The following is a 19,254-nucleotide window of genomic DNA, read 5'->3' on the forward strand; positions in this document are numbered from 1 at the left end:
GCCACCCGCTACCGACACTGCAGGTGGTCGTCCGGGAGAATGAGGCCGTGACGAGCGGACACTGGCAGGCACCGACCATCGACGGCGCCGTCAACGCGACCATCACCATGCCCGGCTCGAAGTCTCAGACCAATCGGGCGTTCGTCCTTGCGGCGCTGGCGGCACGCGAGGGCGGCACCTCGACGGTGTCCGGCGCGCTGCGCAGCCGCGACACCGACCTGATGATCGGCGCACTGCGCGCTCTCGGTTGTGACGTAACCGGCGAGAGCACCGACCTGACGGTCTCTCCCGGGTCCGATGGCGATGCCACGTCGACGGTCGATTGCGGGCTCGCCGGAACGGTGCTGCGGTTCTTGCCGCCGGTTGCCGCACTTCGCCACGCCCCCACCGTCTTTGACGGTGATGAGCAGGCGCGGACCCGCCCCATCGCCCCCCTACTGGACGCGCTGCGATCGATCGGTGTCGGTATCGAGGGACAGCATCTGCCCTTCACAGTGGCCGGGACCGGGCGAGTACGGGGCGGCGAGGTTGGCGTCGACGCCTCGGGATCATCCCAATTCGTCTCGGGCTTACTGCTTTCCGGTGCCGCTTTCACCGATGGACTGACCGCGGTGAACACCGCCGACGTGCTGCCCTCGGGCCCGCACGTGGTGATGACGGTGACGATGCTGCGCGAAGCCGGTATCGCGGTGGATGACTCCACCCCAGGCCGTTGGCATATCGATCCGCAACCAATTCCCGCGCACCACTGGATGATTGAGCCGGATCTGTCGAACGCGCTGGCGTTCATCGCGCCGGCATTGGCTACCGGGGGCACCGTGCGGATCAACAGCTGGCCACGGCAGTCCACCCAGCCCGCGCGACAAATCGAGGACGTGGTCCGCCAGTTCGCGCAGGGTATCTCGCTGACCGATGCGCACCTGGAGGTTATCGGCCAGACCGGTTACGGCGGTGTCGATCTGAACCTCGGCGAGGTAGGCGAGTTGACGCCCACCGTGGCGGCGCTGGCCGCCCTGGCGGAACCCGGGAGCATCTCCACGCTACGCGGGATCGCACACCTGCGCGGGCACGAAACAGATCGGCTCAAGGCGCTGGCTCACGAAATCAATGCTCTCGGTGGACAATGCGAGGAGACGGCAGACGGCCTGCGCATCATCGCCACCGGCCTGCACGGTGGGGTGTGGGGCGCATACGCCGATCACCGGATGGCGACCGCCGGAGCCCTCATCGGACTCAAGGTGCCCGGAGTCTCCGTCGACGACATCGCCACGACCGGCAAGACATTGCCCGACTTCCCCGGCATGTGGGCCGACATGCTGAAGCAGTCAGAGCGCGCCTCTTGAGTCCACGCGAGTACGACGAGTCCGACGCCCGCATCCGGCCGGGTCGACGCTCGCGGCCTCGCACCAAGAACCGCCCAGATCACGCCGACGCGGTGACCGCCATGGTGGCCACCGTGGACCGCGGCCGGTGGGGTTGCGTACCGCACGATGACCCGACCCAGCGGGTGGTTGCGATGCGGGCACGCGAGCTCGGCCGGACCCCGATCGTGGTGGGCGATACCGTCAGCCTGGTGGGCGATCTTTCTGGCCGCCCCGACACGCTGGCGCGGATCGTGCGACTCGAAGACCGGCGAACGGTGTTGCGCCGCACCGCCGATGACACAGACCCGTTTGAGCGTATTTTCGTGGCCAATGCCGACCAACTGCTCATCGTAGTGGCGGTCGCCGATCCGCCACCGCGCACCGGGCTGGTGGAGCGCACGCTGATCTCGGCCTATGCCGGTGGGCTCACCCCGATCCTGGGACTCACCAAAACCGATCTCGCCGATCCGGATTCATTCGCCGCACAGTTTGCAGACCTCGACCTGCAGGTCATCAGGGTAGGGCGCAACGATCCGCTGGGGCCGGTCCAGGACATGTTGACGGGCCGTCTCACCGCCCTGCTCGGACACTCCGGAGTAGGCAAATCCACATTGGTGAATCGTCTTGTCCCCGAGGCCCATCGGGCAACGGGCGAGGTCACCGGCGTGGGCAAGGGTCGTCACACATCCACGCAGTCGGTGGCGCTGCCGCTGGATCCGTCGGGATGGGTCATCGACACCCCCGGTATCAGGTCGTTCGGGCTGGCCCATATTCAGCCCGCCGATGTGCTGGCCGCGTTCAGCGATCTGTCCGAGGCCATCGAAGAATGTCCGCGCGGCTGTCAGCACCTGGGCCCGCCCGCGGACCCCGAGTGCGCCCTAGACGAGCTGACCGGCGACTCTGCTCGGCGGGTGATCGCCGTGCGACAGCTGCTGTCTGCGTTAACAACATCCTAACTCTTGGTTGCGAAGCCCTTCTCGGATCGCGTGAACAGCACACTCCGACTAGCGTTCCCATTAGTGGCTGCGATGGATCAGCCAACCGACGGTCAGGGGTTACGAGATGACAAGCTATGTCCGCAGAATCGCCAGTGTGACAGCAGTTCTCTCCTGTGGCGTTGCCGCGTGGGCCACCATGTGGCTCTCCGTGTCCGGCCTGGGATAGATTCCAGCCGCCAACCGAACGTAAAAGATGCCCCCGCCGGGTTCGGCGGGGGCATCTTTTACGTCGAAATGATCAGGCGTTGACGCTGCGCCGGGCCTTCCTCCGCTCGCGCACGGCGGCGAATGCTGACTTCAGCCCGCGACGCTCGCGCGGCTCCAGATCGTCAAACATCTTGACACTGCGCGTTTCCGGCGCATTGTCCGCGGTGTAGGTCAGGTACTTGTCGGGCAACGACAGCTTGGCGATGGTCCGCCATGCCTTCGCGTACTGCACTAGGAACGGCCCGGAGGTGTACGGGAGGTCGTACTTGTCGCACAGCTCCCGTACCCGTACCGCGACCGCGGGCAGCCGGTTGCTCGGCAGATCCGGAAATAGGTGATGCTCGATCTGATGGCACAGGTTTCCGCTCATGAAGGCCAACCCCGGGCCGGCGTCAAAGTTAGCGCTGCCCAACATCTGTCGCAGATACCACTGGCCCTGCGTCTCGTTCTTCAAGTCCTGCTTAGTGAATTTCTCGGCACCATCCGGGAAGTGGCCGCAGAAGATGACCGCGTTGGACCAGATGTTGCGAATCACGTTGGCCAGCGCATTGGCGGTGACAGTCTTGCGGTAACTACCCACCGGCGAGAGTGCGCTCAGCGCCGGGAACGCCACGTAGTCCTTGGCCACCTGCTTGCCGATCTTGGCCAGCACCTGGTCACGTTTGGTCTTGAATTCCGCCTTGTCAGCTCGCCCCTGCGCCACCTTGCCCAGCTCCAAATGCTGTGCACCAACACCCCATTCGAAGAGCAGCATCAGCAGTGTGTTGTAGACGAGGTTGCCCAGGTTGAACGGCGTCCACTTCTTGTCACGGGTAATGCGCAGCAGTCCGTAGCCCACATCGTCATCCATGCCCAGCACGTTCGTGTACTTGTGGTGGATGTAGTTGTGGGTCTGCTTCCAGTGCTCGGAGGGATCCACCATGTCCCACTCCCAGCTGGAGGAGTGGATCTCGGGATCGTTCATCCAATCCCACTGGCCGTGCATGACGTTGTGGCCGATCTCCATGTTCTCGACGATCTTGGCCACGCCGAGGGTGAGCGCGCCGGCCCACCAGGCGGACCGCTTCTTGCTCGCCGCCAGCATCACCCGGCCGCTCAGTTCCAGCGCCCGCTGCGCCGCAATGGTGCGACGGATATAGCGCGCATCGGCAGCACCCAGTGATGACTCGACATCACGGCGGATCGCATCTAACTCATGCCCGAGAGCCTCGACATCAGCCTCGGTGAGGTGCGCGAATTCCTGAATATCAGCGATCGCCATCCGTGAGCTCCCTTCGCCGGTTCATGGCTACGATAGCGTAACCTACGGCACCGTAGGTTACTAGCCCGTTAAACTCATACGTCCAGTACGCAATCGCCCGACGCTGCGGAAACGCAGGTTTGTATGCGCGATCCGGGCTCATGCTCGGCGCCGTTTCGCAGGTCACGAGCGTGCCCTTCCAGGAGCGGCACCACGCAGGTCTGACAGATACCCATCCGGCAACCGAAGGGCATCTGCACCCCGGCGTCCTCCCCCGCCTCCATCAATGAGGTGGCAGCGTCGGCCTGACGCTGCTTACCGCTGCGCTTGAAGGTGACCAGACCGCCCTGCCCGTGCGGAGCGGCCCGCGAGACCGCGAACCTTTCCAGGTGCAGCAGCTCAACGATCCCGGCATCCGACCACACCCGCTGCGCATCGTCGAGCATGCCTTCCGGGCCACACGCCCAGGTCTGGCGTTGCGACCAATCCGACACCTCGGAGGCCAGTGATGAAAGATCCAGACGACCTTGTGTTTTCGTCGTCCGCAACCGGAAGTGATACGACGGATGCGCATTAGAGAGCGCCGCGAGCTCGCTCGCGAACATCACGTCGCCCTCAGTCGGAGCTGAGTGCAGGTGCACCACATCCGGCAGTGCCAGGCCTGCCGCGGCCGACCGTCGCACCAACGTACGCAACATCGACATCACCGGGGTAATGCCACTGCCTGCGGTGAGGAACAAGATCGCGGGTGGCGCGGGGTCATCCAGCACGAAGTTTCCCTGAGGGGCGGCCAGCCGCACGATTGTGCCGGGTTCCAGTCCGTTAACCAGGTGCGCCGACAAAAACCCCTCGGGCATTGCCTTCACGGTGATCGTGATGGTGCGTCCCGAACCACCGGCGTGCACGGGTGCCGAGGTCAGTGAGTACGACCGCCAACGCCACCGGCCGTCGATGAGCACGCCGATCCCGACGTATTGCCCAGGGTGGTAGTCGTAGCGGAAACCCCAGCCCGGCTTGATCTCAATAGTCGCCGCGTCCCGTGCTTCTTTGCGCACGCTCACCACACGACCGCGCAACTCCCGTGCCGACCACAGCGGGTTGGCAAGGCTCAGATAGTCGTCCGGCAGCAGCGGCGTCGTGACGCGAGAAGCCAAGCCACGCAAGACGTTTACCGCCGCGTGGCGTGAAGTGGGCGCGCCCGAAGAGGACGCGCCGAGCCAGGAAGCCAGTTTCACAGCCGATGACCTTCCATTGATGAAGGAGATGCCCAGCAAGGCGTAACCTACGCTACCGTAGGTTACTGGCCGGAAACAGGGCAATTCGAAGCCCGATCATGCTGCTCGCGCTAGTCGGGTACCCAACGCCCGGGTGAACGTTCTCCAACCGTGCCATGGATGCGCGGCTACTTCTTCTTGGTCTTTGCGGGATCCGGCGTGCAGGTGGCCAGGAATTCCTTGCCGTCCTTGGCCGCCACCTCCGCGGGATTCAGCCAACCCACATTCTGGAACCAGTAGGTGTCATCGGGGTGCTGGGCCGATTCGTTGAGGACCGTCGCGAGCTGAGTAGTTGATCCCCAACCATTGGGATACACGGAGATCCGCATCGTCTTGCTGTCCCGCCAATTGAATCCGTCAGGAATTGGCTTGGCCACGTGCAGTCCCAAATATGGTCCGCCAACCGTCAGGTATTCAGCCTTCGCACCCTCCGGACCAGTCAGTTCCAACTCCACTGGGCTGGGCTCAAAGAACAGCGAAACATGCAGCGGGCCAACTGAAACACACGGCGATCCGGTCCAGACAAGTAGCCGACCGTCAGTCACTCGGGCGCCGAACGCTGGTCGCAATGATGGCGCCCACGGGGCCTCTCCGTACTCGTCAATCTCGCACCCTGACAGCAACACCATCATCACCACGACAATCGAGGCTCTAAGCCTTCGAACGCTCACTTCTTCTTGGTCTTCGCGGGATCCGGCGTGCAGGTGGCCAGGAAGTCCTTGCCGTCCTTGGCCGCGACCTCGGAGGGATTCAACCAACCGACGTCCTGAAACCAGTACGTGTCGTCGGGATGCTGAGGGGATTCGTCGATGAACTCCGCAGTATCTGTAGATGATCCCCAGCCATTGCCCTGTTCGGTGGACCCGCCTACAGACAAGCTGACTCTCGTTTCGTCGCGCCAATCGAAACCCGTTGCTAGAGACTCTATAATGCTGAAGCCCGGGTATTGACCACCTATCGTGATGTGTTCGAGGTCAGTCCCGGTTTTCGCGTTCGATGTCAATACCAATTCGGCACGGCTTGGTTCGAAATACACGGAGACTCGAACGGCATTTGCGCACGGTGACCCCGTCCAGATGCGGAGTTGTCCATCAGTGATGCGTGCGCCGAAGGCAGGGCGCAACGAAGGCGCAAACGGCGCCTCGGGATCCCAACCGTCGTTCCTACATCCTGTCGCGACAGCAATGGAAACCACAACGAGAAACCCGGCGATCATTCGGTTCATTAAGGGTAGCCCCCATCGGAGAGACCAGCGTCTTTCTCGAATTTATTGGTCTCTTGGTCTCTGCCATTGGCCAGTTCCCACGCCTGCTGCGCAACCATGCTCGCCCTGCCATTCGCCGCCCACTGTTGCGAATGCCGCTCTTCGTGGTGGAGTATGCGATCCAGGTCGAGTTGGCCCGGGTGCGGGTTGCCATCGTTGCCGTACCACATGACGCCGCCACGGATTATTCTGCGCAATTGCTCGGACGGGTCCGAAGAGTGATCGATGTTGACCTTGAACATATCTCCGTAGGTCGTACCACCACCTTGGGTAAACGCGTCCTGTTGCCAGCCTCCACCGAGTGCCATCAGCATTCCGTTGGGCGCCGTCACCACCCGACCGCCGCCGTAAGTCATGCCCGCCACCTCATCGTCGTAAGTCCATGAGTTCTTCGCCTGCCGGTCGATGATTCGCTGCACCTCATTGGCCGAGTACGGCGTCGGCTCAAAGTCGGTCTTCTCACCGCCTTTGCCATAGTCAGTACCGCAGTTGAGGATATAAGTCATCAAGGTCGCCTTCCGGGCATCGTCTCCACTGACTCCTACCGGCAGCAGGAAGAACGACTTGCCATCTGGGTCCTTGATCTCCTCCATGCCTTCGAGCACCTTGAAACTCTCGGGAGTGATCTTGTGCCGGCGTGCGATATCGACAATCGTTTCGGGTGAGACACCTTGCCGCGCGGCGTTTTCCAGCCATTTCTTGTAGTAGCCGGTCGGCTCACCCTGAAGCAGTCCCGCATTCCGTAGGGCATCCTCGTACGCCGCGGTGTTCGACGCCCCGGGCTCACCCTTCATCGAGCCGTCGTCGCCCGGATCGTTCAGGGTGAAGGCGCGCAGCTCTTGCGCGATGGGATTGAGTGCCAACGCGATCTGTTCATCGATCGCCGCGAGCCCCAGCGCCTCCGTGCGGATCGTGGACTCATGGGACTGACGACGGATTTCGCGCATCCCCCCGAAGGCGACCTTCAGCCCACTGTTGTCCACGACGGTGAGGGGTTCGTTGACGTCGTAATCCTCGCCTTCCGCCGCGTTGATCGCAACGACCGCCTTGGCCTTCGCGTCCTTCAACTGCTGCGCACTGTTTCGAGCCATCTGCTCGCCGGCACGCAGTTTCTTCATCGACTCGCCGACCTTCTGCAGATCCTCGTATGCCTTCTTGGCGGCGGCGTCTCCGGTCTTCCCATCCCAGGGAACCTGCTCGATGTAGCGCAGCGCCGTACCGAAAACCACATCAATGAGGTTCGCCTGATCACCCCACGTCTTGGCGGCAGCATCCAGATGATCTGTGCGCCAACGTTCGACCTGCGACCGCGTCGGTACCCCCACCATCGCCGGCCCCTACATATCCCGCGGATCGACAGCCGAAATTGCACCCGCGTTGGCAACATCCATCTCGGTGAACGCCTTTACCGTCTGGGTCACGCGGGTCGAGTACTTGTTCAGTTGATCCGCGCACACCGTCGCGACATGATCGGCGCTACCGGTCACCGCCTCGACGGACGACACCGACAACTCGTGTGCGGCACCAGCATTCGCGGCCGACGCCGACGGCCTCAGCTGATCAGCAAGCCCGATCAATTTGTTCGCCACATCCTGCAGCGCCGGGATGTCCACTCGCAGCGCATCACCACCCGTTACAGCTTTCCCACCCATGGCTCCATGCTACGTCGAACAGCAGCCAAACCCCAGGTCACAGCAAATCCTGTGGAGAATTCACTTCCACTTATGGAACTGGAACGCGTCATCCTCTTCCAGGTCCGATGACGGCGGCAAGGGAATCGTCGGCTGCCGCGGCGGGTCAGTATCTGCAGATTCCGCCCGCTGTTGCTGGTTCAACTCCGATTCGGCCGTGAGACGCGCGGCTTCTATCGCCGCAACGCCGCTGTCCACCTCATTGCGAATCTGATCGATTGCGCGTTCCAGCTCACCCATCAGCCCAAATATCTCACAGGAGGTCGAGCAGGAACGGTAATTCTTGGGTCGCGTACCAGGCCAAATCGTGGTCCTGTGCATCGCCGACCACCAGCTCGGCGTCCTCGTCGCCAAGATCTGCAGCGTCGATCACCTCGGCCGCCCGCACCACATCCGGTTCCGCCTGCGCCAGGTCCACATGCGCGGCCACCACCGAGGAGATCGGCACCGGACCCGCCAACCGCACGACGGCGTCGTCCAGGTCGGGGCGCAGCTTCGCATCATCGGCATCGGCGACCAACACCGCCCGCCGGGCAGGCAAGTCGTCGCCGTCATGGTTGGCCAGCAGCCGCAACGAGGCCATCGCGGCCTCACGCATCGCGACCTCCGACAGCTCGTCCTCGTCCCCCGCGGAGTAGGCCTCGCGCAGGGCCGGGGTCACCGCGAACGCGGTGCCGTTCACCGGCCATAGCTCGCCGTCGGCAACCAGTCCACGCAACATCAACAGCGTCACCGGGATGTAGACCTGCATTACTGTGCCGCCTCCAACAATTCGTCGAGCGCCTCGGTGATGAGTACCGGAATCATGTCGGCATCGGGCATCGCATCACGGTCGGCATTGATCCCGTAGTAGACGACGCCGTTGTAGGACGTCAGCCCGATCGACAGCACCTGATTACGCAGCAGCGGAGGCACCGGGTAGATCTCTGCCAGGCGGGCACCGCCCAAGTACATCGGGGATTGCGGCCCAGGCACATTGGTGACCAGCAGGTTGAATAGCCGGTTGGGCAGTGTGGTCGCGACCCGCGCCGCCAGCGCATGCAGGGTGGGCGGAACAAACCCCGAGAGTTCAGCCATGTTCGGCACATCCACCAAACTGAAAGCCGCGGAATGTGATTCGGTGGCATGCGCGATCTGCGAGAGGCGCACCACTGTGTTGCCCTCTCCAACCGGAAGGTCGACAAGGAACGGTGACACCTCGGTGGTCACGGCCCCTTCCGCGGCGACGTCCAGGTCGCCATCCCGGTACACCGACATCGGCACCATCGCCCGGATGGTGGACGTTGGAGTAACTGGCTCTCCCCTGCTCAACAACCAATTGCGCAGCGCCGCAGCGATTACCGCCAGCACCACATCGTTGACATCGCAATCGTACTTGGCGCGCACCCGTCTGTAGTCCGCCAGTTTCGTGGTCACCACCGTGAACCGCCTGCTGCGCGATACGGGCTGATTGAGCGGCCCGCGCGGGGCGGCGCCGCGCGCCGCGGTACGGACCACCTTCACCATGCGGTCACCCAATTCGCCGATCTCACCCGTGAGCGAAGCGACGTCGGCAACCGCGGTGCGGACTGCCTCAAGTCGCGCGCCGGGACGCGCCAGCCACTCGGCGACGGCGCCCGCAATGAGCTCATTGGAGCTCGGTTCATGCTCCGGAACCCAAATATCTTCCTCGAACTCTGGGGTCCGAGCGGTCCGGTTGAACATGACCTGCCCGAGCTCAAGCGCGGAATTGCCATCCACCAACGCCTGATGCGTTTTCGTGTAGATCGCCATCCGGTTCTTCGACAGCCCCTCCACCAAGTACATCTCCCACAGCGGCCGGGACCGATCTAGCGGGCGAGATGTCAAGCGGGCCACCAGATCTTGCAGCTGCCCGTCGCTCCCCGGGGACGGCAACGCCGACCGGCGAATGTGATAGGTGATATCGAAGTCGACGTCGTCGAGCCAGACCGGACGGGCCAGCCCAAATCCGATCTCCTTGACCTTCTGCCGGTAGCGCGGTACCTGCGGGAGCCGGCTCTCCACCAACGCGAGAAGCTCCTCATAGGTGAAACCGCCGCGGGGCTTACGAATAATCGCCAACGAGCCGACATGCATCGGGGTGGAGCTGTCCTCGCTCGAGTAGAACGATGCGTCAAGCGCGGACAACCTGCTCACCACGACCCGCGCCGCCTTCCGCTCAACAATCTCGCCACTTCACCAGCAGCTCCGCTGCGCCAAACCCTACCCTGGCGCCCTGCATACCGGCTGTGCGATCATGATCGGCAACGATCTGTCTCTCTCCAACAGAGCAAATGTGGGGGCTCATTCATTGGAGGGGGAAATGTCTCATCGCTATATCACCCGGGTTGCCGATTACGAACCAGCGCCCGTGCTGGCCAGCATGCCTGCTGCCTGCCCGTCGCCTCGGCCCGGAAGATGGCACCAATCACGGACTCGGCCGGCGGGTATTGCACGGCAATCGCATCTGCGCGAACAATCTCCTTCGCCCGAGGCTGTCGCGTTCGCGGACGCCGCAATGCGCCGTGTCCTTGAGGTCATGGACCGGCGTCGGCCCATCGTCCAATTGCGTCCGCTGCTAGCCGACGGACCACTGAGCGCGGTGATGGCGCGGTCGGCTCGCACCCCGGCCGCTTCCGCGGCGCGGCTCAACAAAATCCGGGTGCGCAGCTGCGCGGAGGACACCGCGGAGATCTTCGGGACGTTCCAGCGCGGCGGACGCGTCAGGGCCTTCGCCGGGCGGATTGCGTCCGTCAAAGGCACCTGGCTGGTGGTCGCATTGCAACTGGGGTGACGCGACTCGGTTCGATCAGCGCTTGCGGCGTGACCGCGTCGGCTTGGAGGTGCGGCCCGCGTTGCGCGCCGCTTCCCGACGCTCACGCCGGGTGCCACTAGCAGCATCATCGCCGCCTTCATGCCGCGACTGCGCCGAGCCGTCCTCCGACGGGCCCGAGTAGGTCAGCTCCGGGGTGGACTCCTCGAGTCCCTTCGCCCGCAGCTCCCCCTGCGCGGCTGAGAGACCGCTCGCGGCTTGCGCTGCAGCAGAAGCGAACTCAGCCAGGCCTTCGGGCGCGGCCTGAGGGGCAACTGTTCCCTCGGCAGGCTGCTGGACCTCGACGTTGATGTTGAACAGGAAGCCGACCGACTCCTCCTTGAGACCGTCCAGCATGGCCCGGAACATGTCGTAGCCCTCGCGCTGGTACTCGACCAACGGATCGCGCTGAGCCATCGCCCGCAGGCCGATGCCTTCCTTGAGGTAGTCCATCTCGTACAGGTGCTCGCGCCACTTGCGGTCGATCACGCTCAGCAGGATGTTGCGCTCCAGCTGGCGCATCGAGCCCTCGCCGGCCAGCCCGTCGATCTCGGCTTCCCTGACCTTGTAGGCATTCTTGGCGTCGTCGAGCAAAGCCGCCTTGAGATCGTCCGGACTCAATTCGTCTGCGTCACCATATTTTTCAGACGCGATCAGTTCTTCGGGGGTCACGCCCACCGGATAGAGCGTCTTGAGCGCGGTCCACAACGCATCGAAGTCCCAGTCCTCGTGATAGCCCTCGGCGGTCGCGCCGTCGACGTAGGCGGCAATGGTGTCGGTGATCATCTCCTGGATTTGCGGCTGCAGATCCTCGCCGTCGAGGATGCGACGGCGCTCGGCGTAGATGACCTTGCGTTGCAGGTTCATCACCTCGTCGTATTTGAGGACGTTCTTGCGGACCTCGAAGTTCTGCTGCTCAACCTGGGTCTGAGCGCTCTTGATGGCACTGGTGACCATCTTGGCCTCGATTGGCACATCGTCGGGAACGTTCATGCGCGTCAGAATCGTTTCCAGCGCAGCGCCATTGAACCGTCGCATCAACTCGTCGCCCAGCGACAGATAGAAACGGGACTCGCCCGGGTCGCCCTGCCGTCCGGAACGACCACGCAGCTGGTTGTCGATACGTCGCGACTCGTGGCGTTCGGTGCCCAGCACGTACAGGCCGCCGGCCTCCTGAACCTCCTTGGCCTCGGTCTCGGCAGCATCCTTGAACTTCTGCAGCGTCGCGTCCCAGGCGTCCTGGTACTCGTCCGGGGTCTCCACCGGGTCCAGGCCCTGTTCACGAAGATGCGTATCTGCCAAGAAGTCCGGGTTACCGCCCAGCACGATGTCGGTACCGCGACCAGCCATGTTGGTGGCCACCGTGATGGCCCCCCGGCGCCCGGCCTCAGCGATGATGCGGGCTTCCTGCTCGTGGTACTTGGCGTTGAGCACGTTATGCGGGATTCGCCGCTTGGTGAACTGCCGCGAAAGGTATTCGGAGCGTTCCACACTCGTGGTGCCGATAAGGACGGGCTGGCCGTTCTCATACCGCTCGACCACATCGTCGACGACCGCGATGTACTTGGCTTCCTCGGTCTTGTAGATGAGGTCGGATTGGTCCTTGCGGACCATCGGCCGGTTCGTCGGGATGGACACGACACCGAGTTTGTAGATCTCGTGGAGCTCGGCCGCTTCTGTCTGCGCGGTACCGGTCATGCCGGAGAGCTTCTCGTAGAGCCGGAAGTAGTTCTGCAGGGTGATGGTGGCCAGCGTCTGGTTTTCCGCCTTGATCTCCACCCGCTCCTTGGCCTCGATGGCCTGGTGCATGCCCTCGTTGTAGCGGCGGCCCAGCAGCACACGTCCGGTGAACTCATCGACGATTAGCACCTCGCCGTCGCGAACGATGTAGTCCTTGTCCCGGTTGAACAGCTCCTTGGCCTTGATGGCGTTGTTCAGGTAGCTCACCAACGGCGAGTTGGCCGCCTCATACAGGTTGTCGATACCCAGCTGATCCTCGACGAACTCCACGCCGACTTCATGGATACCGATCGTGCGCTTGCGGATGTCCACCTCGTAGTGGGTGTCCTTGTCCATCAGCGGCACGATCCGCGCGAACTCCGGGTACCAGTTGGAGGCGCCATCTGCCGGGCCGGAGATGATCAGCGGGGTCCGAGCCTCGTCGATGAGGATCGAGTCCACCTCGTCGACGATGGCGTAGGCGTGACCGCGCTGCACCAGCTCGTCGAGCGAGTGGGTCATGTTGTCACGCAGGTAGTCGAAGCCGAACTCGTTGTTGGTGCCGTAGGTGATGTCGGCGTTGTACGCCTCCCGACGTTCCTGCGGGTTCATCTGCGACAGGATCACGTCGACGTTCAGGCCCAGGAAGCGGTGCACGCGGCCCATCCATTCGGAGTCGCGTTTGGCCAGGTAGTCGTTGACGGTGACGACGTGCGTGCCCTTACCTGCCAGGGCATTGAGATACGCGGGGAGCACACAGGTGAGGGTCTTGCCTTCACCGGTCTTCATCTCGGCGACATTCCCGGCATGCAGCGCGGCACCACCCATGACCTGCACATCGAAGTGCCGCTGGCTCAGCACCCGCCAGGAGGCTTCACGGGCAACCGCGAACGCTTCGGGCATCAGATCATCGAGGGTCGCGCCCTTCTCCAGGCGGCCCTTGAACTCGGCAGTCTTACCCCGGAGCTCGTCATCGGACAGTTTCTCGACGTCGTCGGACAGGGTGTTGACGTATTCGGCCATGCCCTTAAGACGCTTGACCATGCGACCTTCACCAAGGCGCAGCAACTTCGACAGCACGTCAATAACCCCTGTACTTGTTAGGACTTGTCAGATCACAGCGAGTCCCATCGTAGGCGCCGCCCGCGCGGGCACCGCAAAACCCCGATATGAGAAGTCCCCGCACCGGTCGTGAAACCAGTGCGGGGACTCTCGGCGCGGTGTCTGCGCGCCCTTACTCCCCGAGGCGTATCAGGCCGTAGTCGTACGCGTGTCTGCGGTACACCACGGACGGGCACCCGGTGGATTCGTCGTGGAACAGGAAGAAGTCGTGACCGACCAATTCCATCTCATAGAGCGCATCATCGACCGTCATCGGCTTCGCCGCGTGCTCCTTGGTCCGCACGATCTGGCCGGGACCGTGTTCGTCATCGGCCTCGGCACCGTTGTGACTGTGCGCACCGTTCACCGCGGCAGGAGGAGTGAAGGCGTCCGCAGGGAGAACCTTGGTGGCCTCGGCGAGCGATACCGGCGTCTTGTCTCCGTAGTGAACCTTGCGGCGGTCGCGACCTCGACGCAACCGGCTCTCCAACTTGGCGACCGCAGCTTCCAGGGCACTGTGGAAAGTGTCGGCACATGCCTCGCCGCGGACAACCGGCCCTCGGCCCCGCGCGGTGATCTCCACGCGCTGACAGGCTTTCTTCTGGCGACGGTTACGTTCGTGCTCGAGTTCTACATCGAAGAGATAAAGGGATTTGTCGTAACGTTCCAGACGGGACAGTTTGTCGTTCACAAAGATTCGGAAGTGATCGGGGATTTCGACGTTTCGCCCCTTGACCACAATGTCGGCTTGGGCTGTTTGGGCTGTCCGCTCCCCGTCTTCGAGTGCAACGGATGCCTTTGATGTGCTTGACAACTCATACCTCCGGTACTGAGAGTGCGCTCGCAATCAACATGCCCAATGGGCCAAAAATGTTGGCGGTGCGCATGTTTTGTGTGTGAAGTACGCCGGAGTCGCCTGAAATACCGAGGCGGCAGCCCGCCGGCGCTGGGGTTGGTGACCACCTCCTCCGCCGAATGGGAAGCAGGCGTTCCGTGTCGGTAGCGGTCGGACCGCCTGAACGCGGAACGTTCATAGCTTGTTGGCCCCGACGGTAGTCCGTGTTCACGGTCCTTGCCACCGATTCGTGAGAGTCGTTTCGAGATCGTCACACGATTTTTGTCTGCGCATCAGGAGTACGTCAGCGTGAGCACGGCCGCGACGCGAAAACCGGCGGTTCTCAATACCCTTACTGATTCGGCGGCGGTGGCCCCCGTGGTTACGACATCGTCGACCAGCACAAGCTCGGTGTCCGGTCGCGGGCCCCGACGCACCGCGATGCGCCCCGCGACATTGCGCTGGCGCGCAGAAACGGACAGTCCCACCGAATCCCGTGCACCCAACTTCATACGCAGCAGCGATGCGACGTGCACGCCCGGGATCCGGGTGGCGATACCCGCGACCGCGGTCACGGGATCTCCCCCGCGTGCGCGCGCCGAGGTCCACCGTGTGGGCGCCGGAACCAGCGTCACGGGGCGCTCAATGAGGCGCCATCGCAGGAGTTGATCCACTCCCCGCGTCAGCGCCAGCCCCAGCGGAACACTGAGGTCGCGCCGACCTCGGTCCTTCATGGTCACGATCGCCTGACGTCGGACGGCGGCGTACCGCCCAAGCGACAGGACGGGAACACCCGGGTCGACCCGCGTCGTCACCACCACCGGCTCTGCCAGGAAAGCACCGGCACACGCCTCGCACCACCGCGTGGAGAGCGCCCCACAGCCGCCGCAGGCCAGTGGCAGCACCAGGTCGAGCATGCGGGCAGTGTGCGCGCAGGGTCCGACATTTCCGGCATACCCGCCGAGACGACATCTACGAACGGCCTCGCTCGGGCGATGTGCCCGCCAATGTCATCTCGACTGCGGTATCCATAGCGGATGGAAAAATCTTCACGCCTGCTCGCGCTGATCCGCCTAGGTTGAACTCCCTAGGTTCCGGTTTCGTCGGACACCATCTCATCGTGGGGTCCGATGATCACCAATCGCTTTGAATCCCAGACGGTGTAGGTATACCCCTGGTTCTTGGCCACGTAGTTGACGCCTCCGCCGTCACGATTCTCGGCGGTCGCGGGCACCTCGATGTCGGTGTCTTTATTGAGCGCGTGACCCTTGTATCGGAACCCGCTATCCGTCGTGCAGATAGCGACCGCAGCGTCGGAGGTTTCGAAGGCGACTGTCGCCTTGTTCGGAAAGCACGACGGGGGTGCGGCCCAGACGGGCGCCGCCCCCGCAACAGAGGCGGAGACACCTAAAGCAGCGATAACAGCGCCAAACTTCATTGCGACATTGTGGGCCGCAAATCTCGATCCGCTAGAAGGCGCGCGGTAACGCAGCGATCAAGGCTTCGATCTGCTGACGGTCCAGGACCTCCACCGTCCCGTCGGGTAGCCCAAGAACTCTGTCGGTGGCCACGCCGAAGAGGCGCTGACGCAGGACCGCCGCGTCGATCGCCGACGCCTGGGTCCGCGCATCCGGTGCCGCCATGATTCGTTGGACGGTGGCACCCATGTTGGCCGCGAAGCCCTGGATCATGTCGCCGACGCCCTCGGGATCGAACGTCTCGAAAGCCCCCTCGGCGACCCCCTGTGTGATGACGTCGGTGAGCACCGGCCGAAACTTGTCCTCCCAGATCGCCGAAATCCTGCGCAGCAGCGCCTGGTTCTCCGGCCGCAGCATCGAGGCCATGGCCGCAATGCTCTCCGGCGCGCCAAGCGCCATCTTGACCTCGTAGCTCGCGCGCAGACCGGCATTCAATCGGTCCAACGCGCCCTTGCCCTGCTCCGTAAAGACCGCGCTCAACGCCTCGAACGCTTGGTCCGCACTACGCTCGGCCAGCGCCGCCACCAGGGCTTCCTTAGAGGGAAAGTAGTGGTAGAAGGCACCTTTCGACATTCCGGAGGTGGCGATGAGATCGTTGAGGCTGACCCTTTCGTAGCCACGTTCCAGGAACAGCGCCATCGCCAGATCGAGCAACTCGATCCGACGGAGCTCCGGATGTTTGACGACGCGCGGCACTATGCCCTCGTGCCGGGCTTCTTGATCCAGCCGACATAGGTCAGGTACAGACCGCCGACCGCCATGAACAGGAAGAAGGCCCGGATCAGCCCGACTGCCGGCACTGACGCATCCACCCCCTTCTGCATCATCTGAGGAAATGCCAGCAGGACGAATCCCCGCAGCGCCAGGAACCAGCCGAACAGCGAGATGATCACCGGCGCCACCCCTCGCCAGAACTGATGAAAGGCGATGATCATCAGCCCGCAGAACAGCAGCAGGGCCCCGAACAGCCACGCCCACATCGGGTCCTTGAAGAAGCTGTCGCCCAGGAAACTCAGGTCCCCCGCACGCGCGGCAATGATCGTGGTGACCGTGGCAACGAATGGACCGATAACCCGCGCGAAAGTGCGGGTGCGCTGGGCCGGGTCGACCGCGGCAGACGTCGTAGTCATGTCATTAGCTCCTTCCGAAATGCCCCAATTAGACCACTGGTCGGTATGTTAGACCACTGGTCGGTTAATGTATGCAGAGCGCCGCAGAACGCCAACTGGCCCGCCGCATCTGACTAGGCTCGAACACATGGAGACCCGGACAGCACCCGCCGATGCCGAAGTCTTGACCTCACACCTGCGCGTGGCGCTCGACGGGCGATTCGGCCCGATACGCGATGCCGCTCGCGAGTACCTGAACCGCGCCGACCTGCTCCCCGATCCCTCGCTGACCCTGGACGAGGCGCGGGCACGATCCCTGCGGATCATGCGCGAGCTCGTTCCACATGGCTTGCCGCAGGCTGGATTCCGAAAGGAGCACGGCGGCACGGGCGACGTCGGAGCCGCGATCGTCGGCATCGAGATGCTCGGCTACGCGGATCTGTCGCTGATGGTCAAGGCCGGCGTGCAATGGGGGCTATTCGGCGGTGCGATCGAAAACCTTGGCACCGCTTCACATCACGAGCGATACGTGCTCCCGCTGATCAATCTCGACGTGCTCGGCTGTTTCGCGATGACCGAGACCGGCCATGGTTCCAACGTCCAGGCCTTGCAGACCATCGCCACCTACGACAGCGCAAGCGGCGACTTCATTCTCAGCTCTGTGGGAGATCTTGCACGCAAGGACTACATCGGCGGCGCCGCGCAGCACGCCACAGTGGCAGCGGTTTTCGCGCAGCTCGTCACCGGCTCCCCCGGCGAGGAGGCCACCGGCCGCGGCGTGCATTGCTTCGTGGTGCCGATCCGCGATGACGACGGCAACGATCTGCCCGGAATCACCACCAGCGACTGTGGATACAAGGGCGGCTTGGCCGGAGTCGACAACGGACGCATCGTGTTCGACAACGTGCGGGTGCCGCGCGTCAACCTGCTCAACAAATATGCCGACGTCGCCGAGGACGGCACTTACAGCTCGCCCATCGAGAACGAGAACAAGCGGTTCTTCACCATGCTGGGCACCCTCATCCGCGGGCGGGTCAGTGTGGCGGCGACCTCGGGAGCCGCAGCTCGCAAGGCGCTGACCATCGCCTCGCGGTATGCCTTGGTGCGCAAGCAGTTCGATGCGCCGGACAGCACCGACGAGGTGATCATCGCCGACTACCTGGTGCACCAACGCAAGCTGCTGCCGCTGATCGCGCGGTCCTATGCGCTGGCGTTCGCGCAGAACGAGCTCACCGAGGAGCTGCACGAAGTCCAGACCGCCACCGAGGTGGACGGCAATCGTCAACGCCAGCTGGAAAGCGCTGCAGCGGGTTTGAAGGCGATGACCAGCTGGCACGCCCAGCACGCCATCACCGTCTGCCGGGAGGCGTGCGGCGGGGCCGGCTATCTCGACGCCAACCAGCTCACCATCCTGCGCCGCGATATCGATGTGTTCACCACCTTCGAGGGCGATAACACCGTGCTCACCCAGTTAGTGGCCAAGGAACTGCTCTCGGCCTACGGCGAGGACGTTCGCGGCCTCAATGCCGTTGGCTGGACCAGGTTTATCGCCGGGATGGCTCGGGACGTCATCCTGGAACGCTCCGCGGCACGCCAGGTCATCCAGACGATCCTGGACTCCTCCGACGAGAATGTCGAAGAGTCCGATCTCAGCAACCGCGGCACGCAACTTCGCCTGCTACGCAACCGCGAGGACCACCTGCTGCGCACCGCGGCGACCCGGATGCAACGCGCCCAGTCCGAGGACGAGGACGCCTTCGAGGTCTTCAATTCGGCGCAGGACCACATCCTCAAGGTGGGCTCCGCCCACACCGAGCGAGTGGTACTGGAGGCGTTCATCGCCGCAATCGACAGTTGCGACAGCCGATCCGCACAGGAACTGTTGGAGAAGCTGTGCGATCTGTTCGTCTACAGCGCGCTCGAAGCCGACCTGTCGTGGTTCCTCATGCACCGCCACGTCTCGACCGAGCGAGCCAAGGCCATCCGGCGCGGCGTCAACCAGCTGTGCTCCGAGCTGCGCCCACATCTGCGAACCCTGGTGGACGCTTTCGGAATTCCCGAGGCGCTGCTAGCCACGGAGATGATCGGCGAAAACCCGGGCACCGAAACCTAGGTTGTGGCGGTTTCGTCTCGCGCAATGTCGCCATAACCTCGGTCTCGGC

General features: G+C 63.5%; 19 protein-coding genes. 4 read left to right on the plus strand and 15 right to left on the minus strand.

Features of this window, described 5'->3' with window-relative positions:
• The first annotated feature begins 47 nt into the window (after positions 1–47).
• Together aroA and rsgA are read left to right on the plus strand one after the other, a co-directional pair.
• Positions 48–1,343 (plus strand): 3-phosphoshikimate 1-carboxyvinyltransferase, encoded by a 1,296-nt coding sequence (aroA, locus tag FZI91_RS02380; protein WP_162525742.1) that lies wholly within the window; start codon positions 48–50, stop codon positions 1,341–1,343.
• Positions 1,340–2,320 carry a ribosome small subunit-dependent GTPase A gene (gene rsgA / locus FZI91_RS02385; protein WP_155937056.1) on the plus strand — a complete coding sequence of 327 codons (981 nt, stop codon included), beginning with the start codon at positions 1,340–1,342 and terminating at the stop codon, positions 2,318–2,320. Before aroA ends, rsgA begins: the two co-directional genes overlap by 4 nt.
• Before the next feature lie 280 nt (positions 2,321–2,600).
• Here the strand turns inward: rsgA and FZI91_RS02390 are convergent, their stop codons facing one another.
• From FZI91_RS02390 to FZI91_RS02430, 9 genes are all read right to left on the minus strand, one after another.
• Positions 2,601–3,830: a fatty acid desaturase gene (locus FZI91_RS02390; protein ID WP_155937057.1), complete on the minus strand. Its 1,230-nt coding sequence runs from the start codon at positions 3,828–3,830 to the stop codon at positions 2,601–2,603.
• A 74-nt stretch (positions 3,831–3,904) separates the two neighbouring features.
• Positions 3,905–5,044 (minus strand): ferredoxin reductase, encoded by a 1,140-nt coding sequence (locus FZI91_RS02395; RefSeq protein WP_162525741.1) that lies wholly within the window; start codon positions 5,042–5,044, stop codon positions 3,905–3,907.
• Between the two features lie 167 nt (positions 5,045–5,211).
• Positions 5,212–5,628 carry a hypothetical protein gene (locus FZI91_RS02400; protein WP_155937058.1) on the minus strand — a complete coding sequence of 139 codons (417 nt, stop codon included), beginning with the start codon at positions 5,626–5,628 and terminating at the stop codon, positions 5,212–5,214.
• A gap of 122 nt (positions 5,629–5,750) precedes the next feature.
• Complete coding sequence (locus tag FZI91_RS02405) at positions 5,751–5,960, minus strand: hypothetical protein (RefSeq protein ID WP_155937059.1); 210 nt, start codon at positions 5,958–5,960, stop codon at positions 5,751–5,753.
• A gap of 347 nt (positions 5,961–6,307) precedes the next feature.
• Positions 6,308–7,675 (minus strand): hypothetical protein, encoded by a 1,368-nt coding sequence (locus FZI91_RS23885; RefSeq protein ID WP_239001664.1) that lies wholly within the window; start codon positions 7,673–7,675, stop codon positions 6,308–6,310.
• A gap of 9 nt (positions 7,676–7,684) precedes the next feature.
• A complete protein-coding gene (locus FZI91_RS02415) occupies positions 7,685–7,999 on the minus strand; it encodes a hypothetical protein (RefSeq protein ID WP_155937060.1) in 315 nt (104 codons plus the stop codon).
• Positions 8,000–8,059: 60 nt separating this feature from the next.
• The gene (locus tag FZI91_RS02420; protein WP_155937061.1) at positions 8,060–8,278 is read right to left on the minus strand and encodes a hypothetical protein; all 219 of its coding nucleotides are present in this window, start codon (positions 8,276–8,278) and stop codon (positions 8,060–8,062) included.
• 13 nt (positions 8,279–8,291) lie between these two features.
• Positions 8,292–8,789, minus strand: coding sequence for a DUF6912 family protein (locus FZI91_RS02425; RefSeq protein WP_155937062.1), 498 nt, complete (start codon positions 8,787–8,789; stop codon positions 8,292–8,294).
• Positions 8,789–10,198 carry a wax ester/triacylglycerol synthase family O-acyltransferase gene (locus FZI91_RS02430; protein WP_162525740.1) on the minus strand — a complete coding sequence of 470 codons (1,410 nt, stop codon included), beginning with the start codon at positions 10,196–10,198 and terminating at the stop codon, positions 8,789–8,791. Before FZI91_RS02430 ends, FZI91_RS02425 begins: the two co-directional genes overlap by 1 nt.
• 163 nt (positions 10,199–10,361) lie before the next feature.
• Between FZI91_RS02430 and FZI91_RS02435 the strand changes: the two genes are divergently transcribed.
• On the plus strand, positions 10,362–10,832 hold the full coding sequence (locus FZI91_RS02435) for an Rv3235 family protein (RefSeq protein WP_155937063.1): 471 nt from the start codon (positions 10,362–10,364) through the stop codon (positions 10,830–10,832).
• Positions 10,833–10,847: 15 nt separating this feature from the next.
• Here the strand turns inward: FZI91_RS02435 and secA are convergent, their stop codons facing one another.
• The 6 genes from secA to FZI91_RS02465 all read right to left on the minus strand — a co-directional run bounded on the left by secA (position 10,848) and on the right by FZI91_RS02465 (position 17,113).
• On the minus strand, positions 10,848–13,649 hold the full coding sequence (secA, locus tag FZI91_RS02440) for a preprotein translocase subunit SecA (RefSeq protein WP_162525739.1): 2,802 nt from the start codon (positions 13,647–13,649) through the stop codon (positions 10,848–10,850).
• A 154-nt stretch (positions 13,650–13,803) separates the two neighbouring features.
• The gene (gene hpf / locus FZI91_RS02445; RefSeq protein ID WP_155937064.1) at positions 13,804–14,484 is read right to left on the minus strand and encodes a ribosome hibernation-promoting factor, HPF/YfiA family; all 681 of its coding nucleotides are present in this window, start codon (positions 14,482–14,484) and stop codon (positions 13,804–13,806) included.
• A 314-nt stretch (positions 14,485–14,798) separates the two neighbouring features.
• Entirely contained in the window at positions 14,799–15,422 is a 624-nt protein-coding gene (locus FZI91_RS02450; RefSeq protein ID WP_155937065.1) for a ComF family protein, read from the minus strand.
• 170 nt (positions 15,423–15,592) lie between these two features.
• A complete protein-coding gene (locus FZI91_RS02455; RefSeq protein WP_155937066.1) occupies positions 15,593–15,943 on the minus strand; it encodes a hypothetical protein in 351 nt (116 codons plus the stop codon).
• Positions 15,944–15,974: 31 nt separating this feature from the next.
• Entirely contained in the window at positions 15,975–16,679 is a 705-nt protein-coding gene (locus tag FZI91_RS02460; protein WP_162525738.1) for a TetR/AcrR family transcriptional regulator, read from the minus strand.
• Positions 16,679–17,113 carry a hypothetical protein gene (locus FZI91_RS02465; protein WP_155937067.1) on the minus strand — a complete coding sequence of 145 codons (435 nt, stop codon included), beginning with the start codon at positions 17,111–17,113 and terminating at the stop codon, positions 16,679–16,681. Before FZI91_RS02465 ends, FZI91_RS02460 begins: the two co-directional genes overlap by 1 nt.
• Positions 17,114–17,240: 127 nt before the next feature.
• On the opposite strand from FZI91_RS02465, the gene FZI91_RS02470 reads away from it, so the two are divergent.
• On the plus strand, positions 17,241–19,205 hold the full coding sequence (locus FZI91_RS02470; protein WP_155937068.1) for an acyl-CoA dehydrogenase: 1,965 nt from the start codon (positions 17,241–17,243) through the stop codon (positions 19,203–19,205).
• Positions 19,206–19,254 lie beyond the last annotated feature (49 nt).

It is taken from the genome of Mycobacteroides sp. CBMA 271, assembly GCF_009729205.1.
In the GTDB taxonomy this organism is placed as follows: Bacteria; Actinomycetota; Actinomycetes; order Mycobacteriales; family Mycobacteriaceae; genus Mycobacterium.

Bases quoted from the DNA above. Each gene is read 5' to 3' on its own strand.
- FZI91_RS02455 (WP_155937066.1), bottom strand. From the start codon at position 15,943: ATGAAGTTTGGCGCTGTTATCGCTGCTTTAGGTGTCTCCGCCTCTGTT.
- FZI91_RS02470 (WP_155937068.1), top strand. From the start codon at position 17,241: ATGGAGACCCGGACAGCACCCGCCGATGCCGAAGTCTTGACCTCACAC.
- FZI91_RS02425 (WP_155937062.1), bottom strand. From the start codon at position 8,789: ATGCAGGTCTACATCCCGGTGACGCTGTTGATGTTGCGTGGACTGGTT.
- FZI91_RS02435 (WP_155937063.1), top strand. From the start codon at position 10,362: ATGTCTCATCGCTATATCACCCGGGTTGCCGATTACGAACCAGCGCCC.
- FZI91_RS02415 (WP_155937060.1), bottom strand. From the start codon at position 7,999: ATGGGTGGGAAAGCTGTAACGGGTGGTGATGCGCTGCGAGTGGACATC.
- FZI91_RS02420 (WP_155937061.1), bottom strand. From the start codon at position 8,278: ATGGGTGAGCTGGAACGCGCAATCGATCAGATTCGCAATGAGGTGGAC.
- FZI91_RS23885 (WP_239001664.1), bottom strand. From the start codon at position 7,675: ATGGTGGGGGTACCGACGCGGTCGCAGGTCGAACGTTGGCGCACAGAT.
- FZI91_RS02465 (WP_155937067.1), bottom strand. From the start codon at position 17,113: ATGACTACGACGTCTGCCGCGGTCGACCCGGCCCAGCGCACCCGCACT.
- FZI91_RS02450 (WP_155937065.1), bottom strand. From the start codon at position 15,422: ATGCTCGACCTGGTGCTGCCACTGGCCTGCGGCGGCTGTGGGGCGCTC.
- FZI91_RS02390 (WP_155937057.1), bottom strand. From the start codon at position 3,830: ATGGCGATCGCTGATATTCAGGAATTCGCGCACCTCACCGAGGCTGAT.